A 15,134-nucleotide genomic window follows, 5' to 3' on the forward strand; every position below is an offset into this window, starting at 1 on the left:
ACAGCGGCCCCCGACAGTTTCCCGTCGAGATCGTGCAGATCAGCCCATCGTCTTCTGCCCGTCGATCGCCTCCCGCAGGATGTCCGCGTGCCCGGCGTGCTGGGCCGTCTCGGCGACGATGTGGAGGAAGACCCGGCGGGCGGAGCGGCGCGCGCCCGGCTCGAACCACGGGGCTTCCGGCAGCGCGTGCGACACGTCGAGGTCGGGGAGGGTCGCGAGCACGTCGTCCGTGCGCCGCGCGACCTCTTCGTACCGCGCGAGGAGGCCCGCGAGGGTCTCCCCGGGCTGCATCCGGAAGCCGAGGGCGTGCTCCGTCGACGAGTTCTCGGTCGCCTCCATCGCCGACGTGCCCTCGAGGATGAAGTCCACCCACGCCCGCTCGACCAGCGCGACGTGCTTGATCAGGCCGCCCAGGCAGAGCTCGCTGACCGTGGTCCGCGCCGCGGCCTGCTCGTCCGTCAGGCCCTCGGCGGTGTGGCGGAGGAAGTAGCGCTGCTGGGTCAGCGCCTCCAGGATGTCCGCGCGCTCGCCGGTGAGGGTCGGGGTGTTCTCCGTCGTCGTCATGAGGAGAACGATAGAAGCCGCTCCGGTCAGTTCCTGTCCTCAATGGCCGCCAGAATGGAGAACATGGCGAACACGAGCTCCCGGACGCTGCGGCTGCTGTCCCTGCTGCAGACCCACCGGTACTGGCCCGGCGGCGAGCTGGCGGGAAGGCTCGGGGTCTCCACCCGCACGCTGCGCCGCGACGTCGACCGGCTCCGCGAGCTCGGCTACCCCGTCGAGGCCACCCGCGGGGTCGACGGGGGATACCAGCTGGCGGCGGGCGCCGCGCTGCCCCCGCTGGTCGTCGACGACGAGGAGGCCGTCGCGCTCGCCGTCGGGATGCAGGCCGCGACGCAGGGCGCGATCGCCGGTATCGAGGAGTCCGCGGTCCGCGCGCTGACGAAGGTCGTGCAGGTGATGCCGCCGCGGCTGCGCCGCCGGGTGGACGCGTTGCGGGCCGTCACCGTGCCCGTGACCTGGGCCGGGACGAATCCGGCGCCGGCGGTGGACCCGGACGTGCTGATCACGGTCGCCCAGGCCTGCCGGGACGACGAGCGTCTCGAGTTCGGCTACACCGCCCGGGACCGCGACACCGCGGAGCGCCTCGTCGAGCCGCACCGGTTGGTCCCGCTCGGCCGCCGCTGGTACCTCGTGGCCTACGACCTGCACCGGCACGACTGGCGCAGCTTCCGGCTGGACCGGCTCACCGGCCCGCGCCGCACCGGCGCCCGCTTCCTGCCCCGCACGCTCCCGACCTCCGACGCCGCCGAGTTCGTCCGGGCCGGGATCCGGAACGTGTCCTCCACCCACGACGTCGAGGCGCTCGTCCGCGCGCCCGCGGAGACGGTCCGCGCGCGGGTCGGGCGCTGGGCCACGATCGAGGAGGCCGACGAGAGCAGCTGCCTGCTGCGGATGCAGGCCGACGACCTGGACTGGCCGGTCTTCGCCCTCGGCGGCGTGGGCGCGGAGTTCGAGGTGTACTCGCCGCCGGAGCTCGTGGACCGGGTCCGGGAGTGGGGCGATCGGTTCGGCCGTGCCACCGCGGGTCGTGCGCGGTAATCGTCGCCCGGGCAACGATTTTTGCGCACGGGCGGCGTCAGCCGCGGATGACCGAGACGGTGGTGGGGTCCCCGATGCCGGGCAGGCCGGGACGGCTGACCACGTCCACGGTGAGCTCGCCGACCTCGGTGCTCACGACCAGCCGGGTCACGGGGCCGAGGAACGTGCTGGTCAGCACGGTGCCCGGCAGGCCGGCCGCCCCTCCGACGGCGAGGCCCTCCGGGCGGACCTGCTTCGTCTCCGACGCGCCGGCCACGATCCGGCCCCCGTCCACCGGGACCTCGTTCATCACCCCGACGAACTCGGCGACGAACGGCGTCGCGGGTCGCGCGTAGACCTCCTGCGGCGGACCGATCTGCTCCATGTGCCCGGCGTTGAGCACCGCCACCCGGTCCGCGACGGCCAGCGCCTCGGACTGGTCGTGGGTCACGAAGAGCGTGGTGATGCCCTCGGCGAGCTGCAGCCGCCGGATCTCGTCCCGCAGCTGCACGCGCACCCGCGCGTCGAGCGCCGAGAGGGGCTCGTCCAGCAGCAGCACCGACGGCCTGATCGCCAGGGCCCGGGCCAGCGCCACCCGCTGCTGCTGGCCGCCGGACATCTCGTGCGGGTACGACCCGCCCCGGCTGCCCAGCCCGACGAGCTCCAGCAGCTCGTCCGCACGCCGCTTCCGCTCCGCCGCGCCGACCTTCCGCATCCGCATCCCGAACGCCACGTTCTCCGCGGCGGTCATCGTGGGGAAGAGCGAGTAGGCCTGGAACACCATCCCGGCGTCCCGCTTCGACGCCGGGACGCCGGTGACGTCCTTGCCGCCGATCAGGATCTCGCCCGCGGTGGGCGTGTCGAAACCCGCGAGCAGCCGCAGCGCCGTGGTCTTCCCGCAGCCGGACGGGCCGAGCAGCGCGAGCAGCTCGCCGGCGTGCAGGGTGAGGTCCAGCCCGTCGAGCGCCAGCGTGGAGCCGTAGGCGCGCTGCACACCCCGGAACTCGACGGTGGTCCCGCGGGCGGTCTCGGCGGCGGCGTCGGAGGTGATCACGTGGGTCATGCGTTGCTCCTCGCGCGACGGCTACCGGCGAACGAGACCGCCAGCAGCAGCACCCAGGTCAGCAGCAGGCTGGCCAGGGTCAGGGCGACCGAGACGCCGGCGACGCTGCGCCCGACGTCCACGACCGCGATCGGGAAGGTGTCCGTGTAGAGCAGGATCCGGGCGATCACGATCTCGCCGAGGACCAGCGCCAGGGTGAGGAACGCCGAGCCCAGCACGGCGCTCCGGATGGCCGGGAGGACCACCCGCAGCAGCGCCGACGCCCACCCGGCCCCGAGGTTGCGGGCCGCTTCGACGAGCGTGCGCAGCGGGATCGCGGCCAGCCCGTTGTCGATCGCGCGGTAGGCGAACGGCAGGGCCAGGACCACGTAGAACGGCGTCAGCGCGCTGATCGACGACGAGAACAGCGACCGGAACACCGGCGCGTCCAGGTTGGCCTGCACGAACGCGATGCCCGCCGCCATGACGACCGGCGGCACCACGATCGGCAGGATCGTCGCGCTCTCCAGCAACCCGGCGACCGCGGGGAGGCGCAGCCGCACCCACACCGCCGTGGGGATCACCAGGACCAGGACGAGCACCGCGGTGACCACCGCGATCTCCAGGGACACCAGCAGCGCGTCGAGCAGCACCGGGTCCGTGGCGATCGCGAGGTAGTTGGCGAACCCGTAGCCGCCGGGCTTGCGCAGGCTGAACTCGCCCGCGGCGACCAGCGGCACCAGGAAGTAGATCGCCGCGATCACGAAGACGACGACCCGCCAGCGCCTGCCCCGCCTCATCGGCCCGTTCCCTTCATCGCGCGGTCCACTTCGCCGCGCGCCGCTGCAGCAGCAGGTACCCGACCATCACGATCCCGATCACCACGACCATGTCCAGGCCGAGGGCGAGCCCGACGTTCTGCTGGTTGGCGAGCACGTTGCCGGACAGCGCGGAGGCGATCGACGTGGTGACCAGCGGGATCGAGCCGCTGGTCAGCGCGAGCGCGGTGGCGTAGGCGGCGAAGGCGTTGCCGAAGAGCACCAGCGTGGCCCCGCCGAGCGCGGGCGCCAGCACCGGCAGCGCGATGTGCCGCCAGTACGACCAGGCCGACGCACCGAGGTTCTCCGCGGCCTCCCGCCACTGCGGCAGCAGCCCCTCCAGCGCGGGGGTGATCAGGATGACCATGAGCGGGATCTGGAAGTAGACGTAGGTCAGACCCAGGCCGGTGAGCGAGTCGATCCGGAAGCCCGCCGCGTAGAGGTCGATCCCGATCCCGCGCAGGAAGATCGTCGCGAGCCCGGTCTGGCCGAGGGCACCGATGAACGCGAACGCCAGCGGCACCCCGCCGAAGTACGCGAGCACCCCGGACGCCGTCGACACGATCCGGCGCAGCGGACTGCCGGGCCGGCTGGTGATCACCGCCTGGGCGAGGAACACCCCGAAGACGGCGCCGATCAGCGCCGTCACCGCGGACAGCAGCAGGCTCGACGCGAAGGCCAGGCGGTACTGCGGCTCGGTGACCGAGGCCAGGACGTTCGCGAACGTCGGCCGGCCGCCGGAGTCCGTGAGCGCCCCGGTGACCACGAAGTAGAGCGGCCCGCCGAGGAAGACCAGCAGGTAGGCCGCGAAGGGCAGCAGTCCCAGCGCGGCGCGCCGGTTCCGGGCCGGCCGCACCGTCTCCGTCGGCGCGGCCGGCTGCTCGAGGAGCGAGGTCACGGCGTCACGACGTCGCGGTCGCCCAGTTCTGGGCCACCACCTTGTTCGCCGCGTCCGTCTGCGCCTGCGTCGGGAACCGTGCCTCACCGGTCACCGGCGGAAGCGCCGCGAGCAGCGCCTTGTCCGCGGTGCCCCCGGCGCTCATGGCCTCCAGCCGGATGGGCCGCGCCTTGCCGGCGAGCCACAGGTTCTGGCCCTCGTCCGAGTAGAGGAACTCCTGCCAGAGCCGGGCGGCGGCCGGGTGCGGGGCGTTCTTGTTGATCGCCTGCGCGTAGTACTGGGCGAACAGCCCGTCCGTCGGGACCGCGACCTTCCAGTCGAACGAGGCCTTGTTCTTCTCGGTCTCGGCGACGTTCAGGTAGTCCCAGTCCAGCACGATGGGGGTCTGGCCGCTCTGGATCGTGGCGGAGTTCGGGTCCACCTTCAGCAGGTTGCCGCTCTTCGCGACGGAACCCCAGAAGGTCACGCCGGGGCTGATGTCGTCCAGCGAGCCGCCGTTGGCCAGCGCGCCCGCCCACACCGAGGCGAACGCCGAAGCGGCCTGGGTCGGGTCCCCGTTGAGCGCGACCTTGCCCGCGTACTCGGGCTTGGCGAGGTCCTTGAGGGTCGTCGGGCAGACCGGGACCAGCGTGGAGTTGCAGCCGATCGAGATGTAGCCGCCGTAGTCGTTCACCCAGGCGCCGTTCGCGTCCTTGTTCGCGGCCGGGATCGAGTCGAACGTGGCGACCTTGTAAGGGGCGTAGAGGTCCACGTTGCCGAGCGCGAAGGACTGACCGAGGTCCAGCACGTCCGGCGCGCGGTCCTGGGTGCCGAGCTGCTTGACCGCGTTGATCTCGTCCTGGCTGGAGCCGTCCGGGTTCGCCGAGTCGACCTTGATGCCGTACTTGTCCGAGAAGGCCTTGATGATGTTGCCGTAGTTGGCCCAGTCCGGGGGCAGCGCGATGACGTTCAGCGTGCCCTCCGCCTTCGCCGCCGCGACGAGCGCGTCCATCCCGCCGCCGGCCTGGGCGGAGGTGGCGGTGGCCCAGGCGTTGCCGCCCGAGGCCGAGGAGGACGAGCCTGCGGAGCTCACGCAGCCCACGGCGCCCAGCGCCACGACTGCCCCGACCGCGGCGGTCACGAGGACCCGACGACTCCGGTGCGGCGATCTGATCATGTGCGGTTCTCCTCGAGAACGGGTGCGCTGGGGAGCGCGGGTGCGGGAGCTGTCGATCTCCCCTGATCGGGGAATCTAGCCGCGCGGTGCGACAAGTTCGGTCACATGCGGGTCACGGAACGGGCGTTCCGGACGGCGACACGTGGCCGGCGGGCACCCGGACGGGTCCGGGACGGCCTACCGGCCGTACTCACGCGGCGCTGGAATCTCCTCCGACCCCGCGCAGGAGGTCCGTCACCCGGACGATCCCGGCGCAGGCCCCGGCGCCGTCGAGCAGGACGAGATCGTCGTAGTGCCGGGTGCGGTCACCGGACAGGCAGTGCCTCAGCGCCACCGGGACGTCGACGTCCGCGGGTAGGGTCCGGGGCGGATCCGCCAGCCCCGAGGCCGGCCGCTGGGCCCACAGCGCCCGGCCGAACGGTCCGGAGATCGCCAGCATGAAGCGGTTGCGGTCCAGGAAGCCGACCGGCCTGCGCGCCGCGTCGAGCAGGACGACGCTCCCCACCTGCGGATGGTCCGCGAGTGCCTGCCGGGCCTGCTCCGCGGTCGCGTTCGCCGGCAGGCTGACGGCCGCCTGCACCAGTTCGGCGACGCTCGGGCGGCCCGGGACCTTCGCCGACCGCGGGACCGGGGAGGGCCGCAGCCGGGTGGCCGCGTTCTCCATCAGCTCGAGGGGCAGGCCGACCCCGGCCGTCGACGCCCGCCGCCGCGTCCCGGCGAGCAGCGGTCCCTGCGCCCAGGGGATCCCGTGGTGGCGGACGGCGGCGAGCTCCTCCGGCGTCGAGACGCCGACCGCCGCGGTGCGCACCCCCACGATCCGGCACACCTCGGAGATCGCGGTGACGACGGCGGCCGCGGTCCGGTCCGTGGGCAGCCGGGCGACCAGTTCGGCGTCGATCTTGACCAGATCCGGCCGCAGCGCGGACACGAACTCGAGCCCGAAACCGCGTCCCACCTGGTCCAGGGCCACCCCGAAGCCGTCCGTCCGCAGCTCGGCGAGCCGTTCCAGCAACACCTCCGGCGGCGCGGCGGCGAGCGCCGGGTTGATCTCCAGTACGAGCGGCGGCGCCGGGCGGTCCGGGTTGCGGCGCTCCAGCGTGGTGCGGAACTGCGCGACCCGGCCCCGGGCGCCGACGACGGTGTCCGCCAGGACGTCGACGTGCAGGGGCACGCTCGCGTCGTGGTCCGCGCCGTGCAGGACGGCCGCGCCCGCGATCCCGGAGTCGAACTCGGCGAGCTGCCGCGGCCCCCACACCGAGGTCTGCGCGACGTGCTCGGTCCGGTCCCGCGTCTGCCGACGCAGGATCTCGAGCCCGACCGGCCGGCCGGTCACCAGGTTCAGCAGCGGCTCGAACGCGAACCGCCCGGAGGCACTCACCGCAACGTTCCTGCAGTTGTCACAACAAGGATTAGACCGAACGGACGTGAACGCGGAGTGAACGATCTTCGAATACTACGAAGGGTGACGTGTCGCTCCCCGCTCGTGCGCGGAAACCCTCGCCCTGGCAACGATTTCCGCGCACGGGCGGCGTCAGCCGCGGCCGCCGCGGGCCATCTTGAGGACGTCCAGGGCGGTGTCCAACTGCTCCAGGGTGAGCTTCCCGGACTCCACGTGGCCCCGTTCGAGGACGACCTCGCGGATCGTGCGGCGCTCCTTGAGGGACTGCTTCGCGATCGAGGCCGCCTCCTCGTAGCCGAGGTAGGAGTTGAGCGGCGTGACGATCGAGGGCGAGGATTCGGCGTACTCGCGGGTGCGCTCCAGGTCCGCCTCGGCGCCGTCGACCACCTTGTCCGCCAGCAGCCGCGCCGCGTTGGCGAGCAGCCGCGCGGACTCCAGCACGTTGCGCGCCATGACCGGCATCATCACGTTGAGCTCCAGGTTGCCCTGGGTGCCGGAGAACGCGACCGTGGCGTCGTTGCCGATGACCTGCGCCGCGACCATCATCGTCGCCTCGCAGATCACCGGGTTGACCTTCCCCGGCATGATCGACGAGCCCGGCTGCAGGTCCGGCAGGTGGATCTCGGCGAGCCCGGTGCGCGGCCCGGAGCTCAGCCAGCGCAGGTCGTTCGCGATCTTGTAGAGGGACACGGCGACGGTGCGCAGCGCGCCCGAGGCCTCGACCAGGCCGTCGCGGCTGCCCTGGGCCTCGATGTGGTCGCTCGCCTCGGCCAGCACGTCGAGCCCGGTGGCCGCGCGGAGCTCCTCGGCGACGCCGGAGCCGAAGCCCTCGGGGGCGTTGAGCCCCGTGCCCACCGCGGTGCCGCCGATCGGCAGCTGCGCGAGCCGGGGGAGCGCGTCCCGGACCCGCTCGATGCCGTACTCCGCCTGGCTCGCCCAGCCGCCGGCCTCCTGGCCGAGGGTGATCGGCACGGCGTCCATGAGGTGCGTACGGCCGGACTTGACGACGTCCTTCCAGTCCTCGGCGCGGCGGCGCAGCGAGGCGGAGAGGTGCTCCAGCGCCGGGACGACGTCGGTCGCGAGCGCTTCGGTGGCGGCCAGGTGGATGGTCGTCGGGAACACGTCGTTCGACGACTGCGAGGCGTTGACGTGGTCGTTCGGGTGGACGTCCGTGCCCGAGGCCCGCGTCGCGAGGGTCGCGATGACCTCGTTCGCGTTCATGTTCGACGACGTCCCGGAGCCCGTCTGGAACACGTCCACCGGGAAGTGCGCGTCGTGCCGGCCCTCGGCGACCTCGTCCGCGGCCTCGGCGATCGCCGTGGCGAGCTTGTCGTCCAGCACCCCGATGCGGCCGTTCACCCGCGCGGCCGCGCCCTTGACCAGGCCGAGCGCGCGGATCTGGGCGCGCTCCAGGCCTCGTCCGGAGATGGGGAAGTTCTCGACCGCGCGCTGCGTCTGGGCCCGCCACAGGGCGTCGACCGGGACCCGGACCTCGCCCATCGTGTCGTGCTCGATGCGGTACTCCGCCTGGTCGTCCTTGCCGTCGGTGCCGGCAGCGCCCTCGCTCATGCGCCTCATCCTCCGCCCGGGGGCACCGTGGGCGCAGGTCCGGATGGGCGGGATTACACCGTCCGGGCGAGAGGGCGCTGCGTCGTCGCCCTGCTGTCCGGGGACCTGAACCCGAGCGTCATCGGCGGCGGGCCCTCCAGCGGGACGGGTCTCGTGCCCACCTCGCGGCGGGTCCCGGAGCCCTCGACGGATGCGGCCGTTCGGGCTATCGCCGCAGGGCCGTCCGTCGGCTTTCACCACGCCGATGTATGTGAATGGTTGACGATCGGCTCGTCAGTGGTGAGTACCTGATCACGGAGCGTCAATCGGGGTGAGGGGCATGACGGCGCGGCACGAACGGGACTGGATGGAGTTCGTCGCCGAGCTGATGGCGGAGCCGCTGACCGAGTTCCCGGCAGAGCGGATCGCGCTGCGGCTCGGGGAGACCTTCGACGGTCTGGGCTGCTCCTTCAACGACATGGCGCCGGGCCGGGCACCGACGATCGAGCTGTATCCGCTGCGGGAGAACTTCTCGGGTTATCGCGATCAGATCGAGGAATGGAGCATCGAGCGGGCCGCCGAGGAGCACCCGCTCCTGCGCTTCTACATCGGGACCGGCCTGCGGGTCCCGGTCCGGACCCACGACGTGCCGGCCACCTACGCGGACCCCCGGGTCTGCGGCGAGTGGACGGCCCTCGCCCGTTCCTGCCACTGTCAGGACCAGATGGCGTTGCCGCTGCGGTTGCAGCCGGGCGTGCACCGGGCGTTCGTCCTCGGCCGCGGCGAGCCGTTCACCGACGCTGAGCTGGACCTGTGCCGCGTGCTCTGGCGGGTGCTGACCGGCCTCGACCGCCAGGTGTCCGCGTTCGCCCGGGCGCGCCGGGAGACGGGCGCCGCCGGCCACGACGTCGCGTCCGCCCTGCGGCTCACCCCGCGCGAGTCCGCGGTCCTCACGCTGTTGTCGCAGGGGCTGACCGCAGGGGCGATCGGCCGCCGGCTGGACATCGCCGAACGCACGGTGCACAAGCACCTGGAGCGCTGCTACGCGAAGCTCGGGGTGGCGGACCGGCTCTCGGCCGTGCTCCGCGCCCAGCGGCTGGGCCTGTTCGGCAGGGTGTCCTGAGGGCGCCGCGCCGGCGCCCCGCGGACCAACCACACACGGCCGCTCGGAGGCTTTCCCGGCTGATTCCCGTGGATCGGTAACGCCGTTGTCCTCAACTCGGACCTTTCGAGTACGGCAGAGTTTCACTGACGACGGGCCGGAGTGAGATGCGATGAGGACGGGGTACGACGACCGGGCTTGGCTCGAGTTCATCGCGGAGCTGATGGCAGAACCGTTGACGGAGCTGCCGGAGGACCGGATCGCGCTGATGCTGCGGGACACGTTCGACGCCGTCGGGGTGGCCACGTCGGAGCTCGTGCCGGGCCGGCCGCTGACAGGGGAGATCTATCCGCTCGACGGCTCGATCGACGGCTTCCGCGACCAGATCATCGAGTGGGGCGTGGCCGACGCCCCGCGCAGCCACCCCGTCCTGCGCTATTACATCGTGACGGGGGACCTCGTCCCGCTGGAGATCGCGGATGTGCTCGAGGACTTCCTCATTCGCGACGGGTACGGCGAGGGGAACGCGCCGGCCCGCGTCTCGGGCATGACGGAGCAGGTCGTCATGCCCTTCCGGGCGGGGGCGCGGTCCGGTCCTTCACCATTGCCCGGCCTGCCGTCTTCACCGGGGAGGACATGGCGCTGGCCGGGCGGATCTGGCGGCTGCTGAGCGGCCTGGACCGCCAGGTCCGGGCGTACTCGGCGGCGCTGCGCGGCATCGACGCGGCGACGGCGGACATCGCGTCCTCGGTCCGGCTCACGCCCCGGGAGCGGTCCGTGCTCGCCCTGCTGTCCCAGGGGCTGACGGCGGGCGCGATCGCCCGCCGGCTGGACATCGCCGAGCGCACGGTGCACAAGCACCTGGAGCGCTGCTACGCGAAGCTCGGGGTGACGGACCGGCTCTCCGCGGTGCTGCACGCGCAGCGACTGGGTCTGGTCGGCGCGGCGTAACCGGCGTTTCGCCCGTGTCGACTGCGCAGTTCTGCGTATGCCCACGGCGCCGCGGCCCGAGGTACGCGCGCCTCGCGGAGGTCGAGGCGGCGTACGACCCCGGCGACGTCTTCCACCACACCACGAACACCTCGCCCGCAACCTGAGAAGCGGGCCCCGGTTCATCAGGTTTGTCGATGACCGGCCGCCCGCGGGGAGCAAGGATGGGGGTCAGGCCGCCGGAGGGGCGGCGGCTACAGGGGCGGCGCTCGAAAGGGCGTCAAGTCCGGCGCGGAGCAGGGCACGGCTCCGCGCCGGGCGCTCCGCATCCCCTCCACGAGGACCCGAACCCACCACAGGCCCCGCCGGAGTCCGGCGGGGCCTGTCGGTGTGTGCGATCTAGGGCAGCGGCGGGGTGTTCTCGTTCTCGACGAACACCGCGGGGTCGAAGTCCACCGACGCGTACTCGCGCAGCTTGGTCAACCGGTGGTAGCCGTCGATCAGCCGGACCGTGCCGGACTTCGACCGCATCACGATGGACTGCGTGGTGCAGCCGCCCGCGCGGTAGTGCACCCCGCGCAGCAGGTCCCCGTCGGTGACGCCGGTGGCGCAGAAGAACACGTTCTCCCCGGTCACGAGCTCCTCGGTGGTGAGAACACGGCTCAGGTCGTGGCCGGCGGCGATCGCCTTCTCGCGCTCCTCGTCGTCCTTCGGCCAGAGCCGGCCCTGGATCTCCCCGCCCATGCACTTCAGCGCGGCGGCGGCGATGATGCCCTCGGGCGTGCCGCCGATGCCGATCAGCATGTCGACGCCGGTGCTCGGGCGGGCCGCCGCGATGGCGCCGGCGACGTCGCCGTCGGAGATGAAGCGGATGCGGGCGCCGGTCGCCCGGATCTCCTTGACGATCGCGTCGTGCCGCGGCCGGTCCAGCACACACACCGTGACGTCCGTGACGTCCAGGGCCTTGGCCGCCGCGACCTTGCGGATGTTCTCCGCGATCGGGGCGGTGATGTCGATGACGCCCGCGGCCTCCGGCCCGACGGCGATCTTCTCCATGTAGAAGACGGCCGACGGATCGAACATGGCGCCGCGCTCGGCGACGGCCAGCACGGCCAGCGCGTTGGGCATGCCCTTGGCCATCAGGGTGGTGCCGTCGATCGGGTCCACGGCGACGTCGCACCAGGGGCCCTCGCCGTTGCCGACCTGCTCGCCGTTGAACAGCATCGGGGCTTCGTCCTTCTCGCCCTCGCCGATCACGACGACCCCGCGCATGGAGACGGTGCCGATCAGCTGGCGCATCGCGTCGACCGCGGCGCCGTCCCCGCCGTTCTTGTCCCCGCGGCCGTTCCAGCGTCCGGCGGCCATGGCTGCGGCCTCGGTGACCCGGACCAGCTCCATGGCGAGGTTGCGGTCCGGTGCCTCGCGGCGTCGTTCCGGCTTGGATGTCCCGGTGGTCTCGCTGGGGCCGGTCATCGGGCCTCCTTCTGCATCGGTGGGGCGCCGGGTCGTGCTCCGGCGTCCCGCGGCACGGCGGTGAGCCTGCGGCGGGGAGTCCCCGGGATCCTCCCAGATCGCCGCCCCGAACGGGGTGCTCCGAGAGCCATGCCATTGCCGCGGCACGCCCACCGGGCCAGGACGCGGTACCGGAAGGTGCACCCCCGGCGGGTGGGGGACCATGGACGGCGTGAGTTCCCCCTCCGAGCCGCCGCCCCCGCAGAAGCCCGCCCGCGGCGGGGCGCCCGACGTGCGCGGCATGCTCCTCGCGCTCGGCGTGCTCCTCGTGATCGCGCTGGTGGGCGTCGGCGGGCTGCGGTCCTGCTCCTTCGCACCCGGCGGCCCCGAGATCGACCCGGACGCCGTCCCGGTGACGGACGTGGGCGCCACGTTCACGGACTTCGCCAAGGCGTCGGTGTTCCCGCTGCGTGTCCCGGCGGTCCCGGCGGGCTGGAAACCCAACTCCACGGACCGCGGCGCCGTGACCGGTGGCGGGTCCGCCGTCCGGGCCGGGTACGTGACGCCGGACGGGCGCTACCTGCGCCTCGTGCAGAGCGACGGCGCCGAGGAGAACCTGCTGGCCGCGGAGGCCGGTGGCCCGGTGGGGGGCCGCGGCACGATCGACGCCGCGGGCCTGACCTGGGTGGAGTACGGCGCCCCGGACGGCGAGCCCTTCCGGATCGCAACGCTCCCCGGCACGCCCACGGTGCGGCTGCTGATCACGGGCAGCGGGACCGACGACGAGTTCCGCGCCCTCGCGGAGGCGACGGTGAAGGCGAGCCCGCTCGCGCCGGGAGCCGAGCAGAACTAGCCGCCGCTGCGCCGCCGCACCCCTCTTCTCCCCGCACGAGAGTGCTGCTCGCGGAGGTGGGCGCGACGGTGGAGCGAGGCTAGGTGTCCTTGTCCGCCTCTGCCAGGGCCTTCTCGACGCGCTCCCGGGCACCGGCGAGCTGCTGCTCGCAGCGGCGCGCCAGCTGCTCGCCGCGCTCCCAGAGGGCCACCGACTCGTCGAGACCGAGGCCGCCGACCTCGAGGGCGCGGACGACCTCGGCGAGCTCGTCCCGCGCCCGCTCGTAGTCCAGCTCCTCCACGGGCGTGCGTTCCGGGGTGCTCACTCGACGGCCTTCCTGGTTGCCTTCTTCCGCAGCGTTCCATTCTCCGCTGTGCCATCCTCCTCGGGCGCGACGACCGCGTGCACGGCCCCGTCCCCGACCCGGATCCGCAGCCGCTCCCCGGCGGAGGTCTCGCCGACCGCCGTCAGGATCGGCAGCACCGCACCGGCCTCGTCGGCGGGCGCGATCCCGGCCGGGACCCGCTGGACGATCGCGTACCCGCGGGCCAGCGTCGCGGACGGGCCCAACGCCGTCAGCCGGGCGCGCAGGTGCGCGATGTCCGTCTCGCCCCGGTCGATCCGCCGCTCGACTGCCGCCCGGGTGCCCGCGCGCAGCCGTTCCAGCTCCTCGTGCCGCCGGTCCAGGCTCCGCAGAGGCTCGGCCAGCACCGGGCGGGCTCGGAGGGCGGCGAGGACGCGCTGCTCCCGGTCCACCCAGCCGTGCAGCGCACGCCGCGCCCGGTCCCGCAGGGCCCCGACGCGGGCGACCTCCTCGGCGAGGTCCGGCACCAGCCGCCGTCCGGCCTCGGTGGGAGTGGAACACCGGACGTCGGCCACGTGGTCGACGAGCGGGGTGTCCGGCTCGTGCCCGATCGCCGAGACCACCGGGGTCCGGCACGCGGCGACGGCGCGGCAGAGCGTCTCGTCGGAGAAGGGGAGCAGGTCCTCGACGCTGCCGCCGCCGCGGGCCAGCACGATCACGTCGACCTCGGGGTCGCGGTCCAGCACCTCGAGCGCCGCGACGATCTGCGGGACGGCCAGCCCGCCCTGGGTCGCGGTGTTCTCGATCCGGAACCGGACGGCGGGCCAGCGGGCCTGCGCGTTCGAGACGACGTCGTGCTCCGCCGCGGACGACCGCCCGGTGATCAGTCCGATCCGGCGCGGGAGGAACGGCGGGCGGCGCTTGCGTGCCGGATCGAACAGGCCCTCCGCGGCCAGGAGCTTGCGCAGCCGCTCGACGCGCGCCAGCAGCTCACCGAGCCCGACGGCGCGGATCGCGTCCACCCGGATGCTCAGCGTGCCCCGGCCCAGGTAGAACGACGGCTTGCCGTGCACGATCACCCGGTTGCCCTCGGCCACCACCGGGCCCTGCTCGCGCACGAGCGACATCGGCACCGTGAGCTGCACGGACACGTCGGCCGCGGGGTCCCGCAGCACGAGGAACGCGGTACCCGTGCCGGCGCGGGCGGTGACCTGCGCGAGCTGGCCCTCGATCCAGACGGCCCCCAGCTTGTCGACCCACTCGGCGATCTTGCGGGCGACCGTCCGGACCGGCCAGGGAGTCTCCTCCGACGTGGGCCCCGCGCTCACGCCTCGGTGACCGTGGTGATCCGGTTGCTCAGCATCGTGACGTAGGCCGGGCGGTCCTCGTGCGTCGTCTCCCACGCCAGCAGCGACGTGAGGTCGTCCAGGCTCAGCGCGCGGAGCTTGCCGCGGAGCTGGGGCAGCGTCATCGAGGGGTAGGTCGGCATGACGTTCGGGCCCCCGGGGGAGGTGCCCGTCTCGGCGGTGTCCGTGCCGGCGATGTCCCCGGCGGCGGCGCTCGCGGTGACGGCGGCGGCCGTCGCGGCCGCGGTGTCCGGCTCCTCCGGCTCGGGTCCGGGCTCAGGCTCCGACCGGAGGTCCTCGGAGTCCAGTTCGGTGGCCGTCGGGTAGAGCTCCACGGGGCGGCCGTTGCGGGCGGGGGCGGGGGACTCGTCCAGCTCGTCGTCGAAGGTCGCCCACGAGGGTGACTCCTCGACGGGGCTGAGGGACCCGAGCACGCGGTCGCCCTTGATCGCCAGCTCGGTGACCCGCTGCTGCAGGCGCATCGACACCTGCAGGGCCTGGCTGACGGCGGTGACGGGGAACTCGATCGCGAGGCGGGGCAGCTCGCGAGCCTGCTCGACTGCGGTCGCGGCAAGGCCGGCGGCGATCCGTACCGGCATCGGGAGCGGCTTCATGAGGTCATCCTCCCTCGTCGGCGACGCAACGGCACACCGGGGACCACCCGAACGTGCCGTTGCTCACCGGGCCCGGCCGGAAACGCCGCTCCGGATCCCCGGGCGGGTCGCC

Annotated in this window: 16 protein-coding genes; 5 read left to right on the top strand and 11 right to left on the bottom strand. The window is 73.2% G+C overall.

Going from position 1 to position 15,134, the window contains the following annotated elements; translation table 11 throughout:
* Nucleotides 1-39: 39 nt before the first annotated feature.
* Complete coding sequence (locus tag WBK50_RS02940; protein WP_341334107.1) at nt 40-564, bottom strand: DinB family protein; 525 nt, start codon at nt 562-564, stop codon at nt 40-42.
* 63 nt (nt 565-627) lie between these two features.
* On the opposite strand from WBK50_RS02940, the gene WBK50_RS02945 reads away from it, so the two are divergent.
* Complete coding sequence (locus tag WBK50_RS02945) at nt 628-1,602, top strand: helix-turn-helix transcriptional regulator (RefSeq protein ID WP_341334108.1); 975 nt, start codon at nt 628-630, stop codon at nt 1,600-1,602.
* A 37-nt stretch (nt 1,603-1,639) separates the two neighbouring features.
* Here WBK50_RS02945 and WBK50_RS02950 read toward each other — a convergent pair whose 3' ends face one another.
* From WBK50_RS02950 to WBK50_RS02975, 6 genes are all read right to left on the bottom strand, one after another.
* Complete coding sequence (locus WBK50_RS02950) at nt 1,640-2,644, bottom strand: ABC transporter ATP-binding protein (protein ID WP_341334109.1); 1,005 nt, start codon at nt 2,642-2,644, stop codon at nt 1,640-1,642.
* Complete coding sequence (locus WBK50_RS02955) at nt 2,641-3,423, bottom strand: ABC transporter permease (protein WP_341334110.1); 783 nt, start codon at nt 3,421-3,423, stop codon at nt 2,641-2,643. Before WBK50_RS02955 ends, WBK50_RS02950 begins: the two co-directional genes overlap by 4 nt.
* 13 nt (nt 3,424-3,436) lie before the next feature.
* A complete protein-coding gene (locus tag WBK50_RS02960) occupies nt 3,437-4,339 on the bottom strand; it encodes an ABC transporter permease (RefSeq protein ID WP_341334111.1) in 903 nt (300 codons plus the stop codon).
* A 4-nt stretch (nt 4,340-4,343) separates the two neighbouring features.
* Nucleotides 4,344-5,495, bottom strand: coding sequence for an ABC transporter substrate-binding protein (locus WBK50_RS02965; RefSeq protein WP_341334112.1), 1,152 nt, complete (start codon nt 5,493-5,495; stop codon nt 4,344-4,346).
* Nucleotides 5,496-5,685: 190 nt separating this feature from the next.
* Nucleotides 5,686-6,873: an EAL domain-containing protein gene (locus WBK50_RS02970; protein ID WP_341334113.1), complete on the bottom strand. Its 1,188-nt coding sequence runs from the start codon at nt 6,871-6,873 to the stop codon at nt 5,686-5,688.
* A gap of 153 nt (nt 6,874-7,026) precedes the next feature.
* Nucleotides 7,027-8,463 carry a class II fumarate hydratase gene (locus WBK50_RS02975; RefSeq protein WP_341334114.1) on the bottom strand — a complete coding sequence of 479 codons (1,437 nt, stop codon included), beginning with the start codon at nt 8,461-8,463 and terminating at the stop codon, nt 7,027-7,029.
* A gap of 319 nt (nt 8,464-8,782) precedes the next feature.
* Here WBK50_RS02975 and WBK50_RS02980 point away from each other — a divergent pair, with 319 nt between their 5' ends.
* The 3 genes from WBK50_RS02980 to WBK50_RS02990 all read left to right on the top strand — a co-directional run bounded on the left by WBK50_RS02980 (nt 8,783) and on the right by WBK50_RS02990 (nt 10,495).
* Complete coding sequence (locus WBK50_RS02980; RefSeq protein ID WP_341334115.1) at nt 8,783-9,565, top strand: helix-turn-helix transcriptional regulator; 783 nt, start codon at nt 8,783-8,785, stop codon at nt 9,563-9,565.
* Between the two features lie 151 nt (nt 9,566-9,716).
* Nucleotides 9,717-10,214 carry a hypothetical protein gene (locus tag WBK50_RS02985; RefSeq protein WP_341334116.1) on the top strand — a complete coding sequence of 166 codons (498 nt, stop codon included), beginning with the start codon at nt 9,717-9,719 and terminating at the stop codon, nt 10,212-10,214.
* Entirely contained in the window at nt 10,181-10,495 is a 315-nt protein-coding gene (locus WBK50_RS02990; RefSeq protein WP_341334117.1) for a helix-turn-helix domain-containing protein, read from the top strand. The genes WBK50_RS02985 and WBK50_RS02990 overlap by 34 nt, the downstream gene beginning before the upstream one ends.
* 378 nt (nt 10,496-10,873) lie before the next feature.
* On the opposite strand, the gene glpX is transcribed toward WBK50_RS02990, so the two are convergent.
* Nucleotides 10,874-11,947 carry a class II fructose-bisphosphatase gene (gene glpX, locus WBK50_RS02995; protein ID WP_341334118.1) on the bottom strand — a complete coding sequence of 358 codons (1,074 nt, stop codon included), beginning with the start codon at nt 11,945-11,947 and terminating at the stop codon, nt 10,874-10,876.
* A 211-nt stretch (nt 11,948-12,158) separates the two neighbouring features.
* Between glpX and WBK50_RS03000 the strand changes: the two genes are divergently transcribed.
* Nucleotides 12,159-12,779, top strand: coding sequence for a DUF4245 domain-containing protein (locus WBK50_RS03000; RefSeq protein ID WP_341334119.1), 621 nt, complete (start codon nt 12,159-12,161; stop codon nt 12,777-12,779).
* 79 nt (nt 12,780-12,858) lie between these two features.
* Here WBK50_RS03000 and WBK50_RS03005 read toward each other — a convergent pair whose 3' ends face one another.
* Genes WBK50_RS03005 through WBK50_RS03015 form a run of 3 tightly spaced genes read right to left on the bottom strand, consistent with a single transcriptional unit; the run spans nt 12,859 to nt 15,022 of the window.
* Nucleotides 12,859-13,083, bottom strand: a complete 225-nt coding sequence (locus WBK50_RS03005) for an exodeoxyribonuclease VII small subunit (protein ID WP_341334120.1) — start codon at nt 13,081-13,083, stop codon at nt 12,859-12,861.
* A complete protein-coding gene (gene xseA / locus WBK50_RS03010; protein ID WP_341334121.1) occupies nt 13,080-14,390 on the bottom strand; it encodes an exodeoxyribonuclease VII large subunit in 1,311 nt (436 codons plus the stop codon). Before xseA ends, WBK50_RS03005 begins: the two co-directional genes overlap by 4 nt.
* On the bottom strand, nt 14,387-15,022 hold the full coding sequence (locus WBK50_RS03015) for a lipid droplet-associated protein (RefSeq protein ID WP_341334122.1): 636 nt from the start codon (nt 15,020-15,022) through the stop codon (nt 14,387-14,389). Before WBK50_RS03015 ends, xseA begins: the two co-directional genes overlap by 4 nt.
* Between the last annotated feature and the right edge of the window lie 112 nt (nt 15,023-15,134).

It is taken from the genome of Pseudonocardia sp. T1-2H (genome assembly GCF_038039215.1).
Classification (GTDB): Bacteria; Actinomycetota; Actinomycetes; order Mycobacteriales; family Pseudonocardiaceae; genus Pseudonocardia.

Excerpts from the sequence above, each read along its gene's own strand:
- WBK50_RS02940 (WP_341334107.1), bottom strand. The coding sequence starts at position 564 with ATGACGACGACGGAGAACACCCCGACCCTCACCGGCGAGCGCGCGGAC.
- WBK50_RS02945 (WP_341334108.1), top strand. The coding sequence starts at position 628 with ATGGCGAACACGAGCTCCCGGACGCTGCGGCTGCTGTCCCTGCTGCAG.
- WBK50_RS02950 (WP_341334109.1), bottom strand. The coding sequence starts at position 2,644 with ATGACCCACGTGATCACCTCCGACGCCGCCGCCGAGACCGCCCGCGGG.
- WBK50_RS02955 (WP_341334110.1), bottom strand. The coding sequence starts at position 3,423 with ATGAGGCGGGGCAGGCGCTGGCGGGTCGTCGTCTTCGTGATCGCGGCG.
- WBK50_RS02965 (WP_341334112.1), bottom strand. The coding sequence starts at position 5,495 with ATGATCAGATCGCCGCACCGGAGTCGTCGGGTCCTCGTGACCGCCGCG.
- WBK50_RS02975 (WP_341334114.1), bottom strand. The coding sequence starts at position 8,463 with ATGAGCGAGGGCGCTGCCGGCACCGACGGCAAGGACGACCAGGCGGAG.
- WBK50_RS02980 (WP_341334115.1), top strand. The coding sequence starts at position 8,783 with ATGACGGCGCGGCACGAACGGGACTGGATGGAGTTCGTCGCCGAGCTG.
- WBK50_RS02985 (WP_341334116.1), top strand. The coding sequence starts at position 9,717 with ATGAGGACGGGGTACGACGACCGGGCTTGGCTCGAGTTCATCGCGGAG.
- WBK50_RS02990 (WP_341334117.1), top strand. The coding sequence starts at position 10,181 with ATGGCGCTGGCCGGGCGGATCTGGCGGCTGCTGAGCGGCCTGGACCGC.
- glpX (WP_341334118.1), bottom strand. The coding sequence starts at position 11,947 with ATGACCGGCCCCAGCGAGACCACCGGGACATCCAAGCCGGAACGACGC.
- WBK50_RS03015 (WP_341334122.1), bottom strand. The coding sequence starts at position 15,022 with ATGAAGCCGCTCCCGATGCCGGTACGGATCGCCGCCGGCCTTGCCGCG.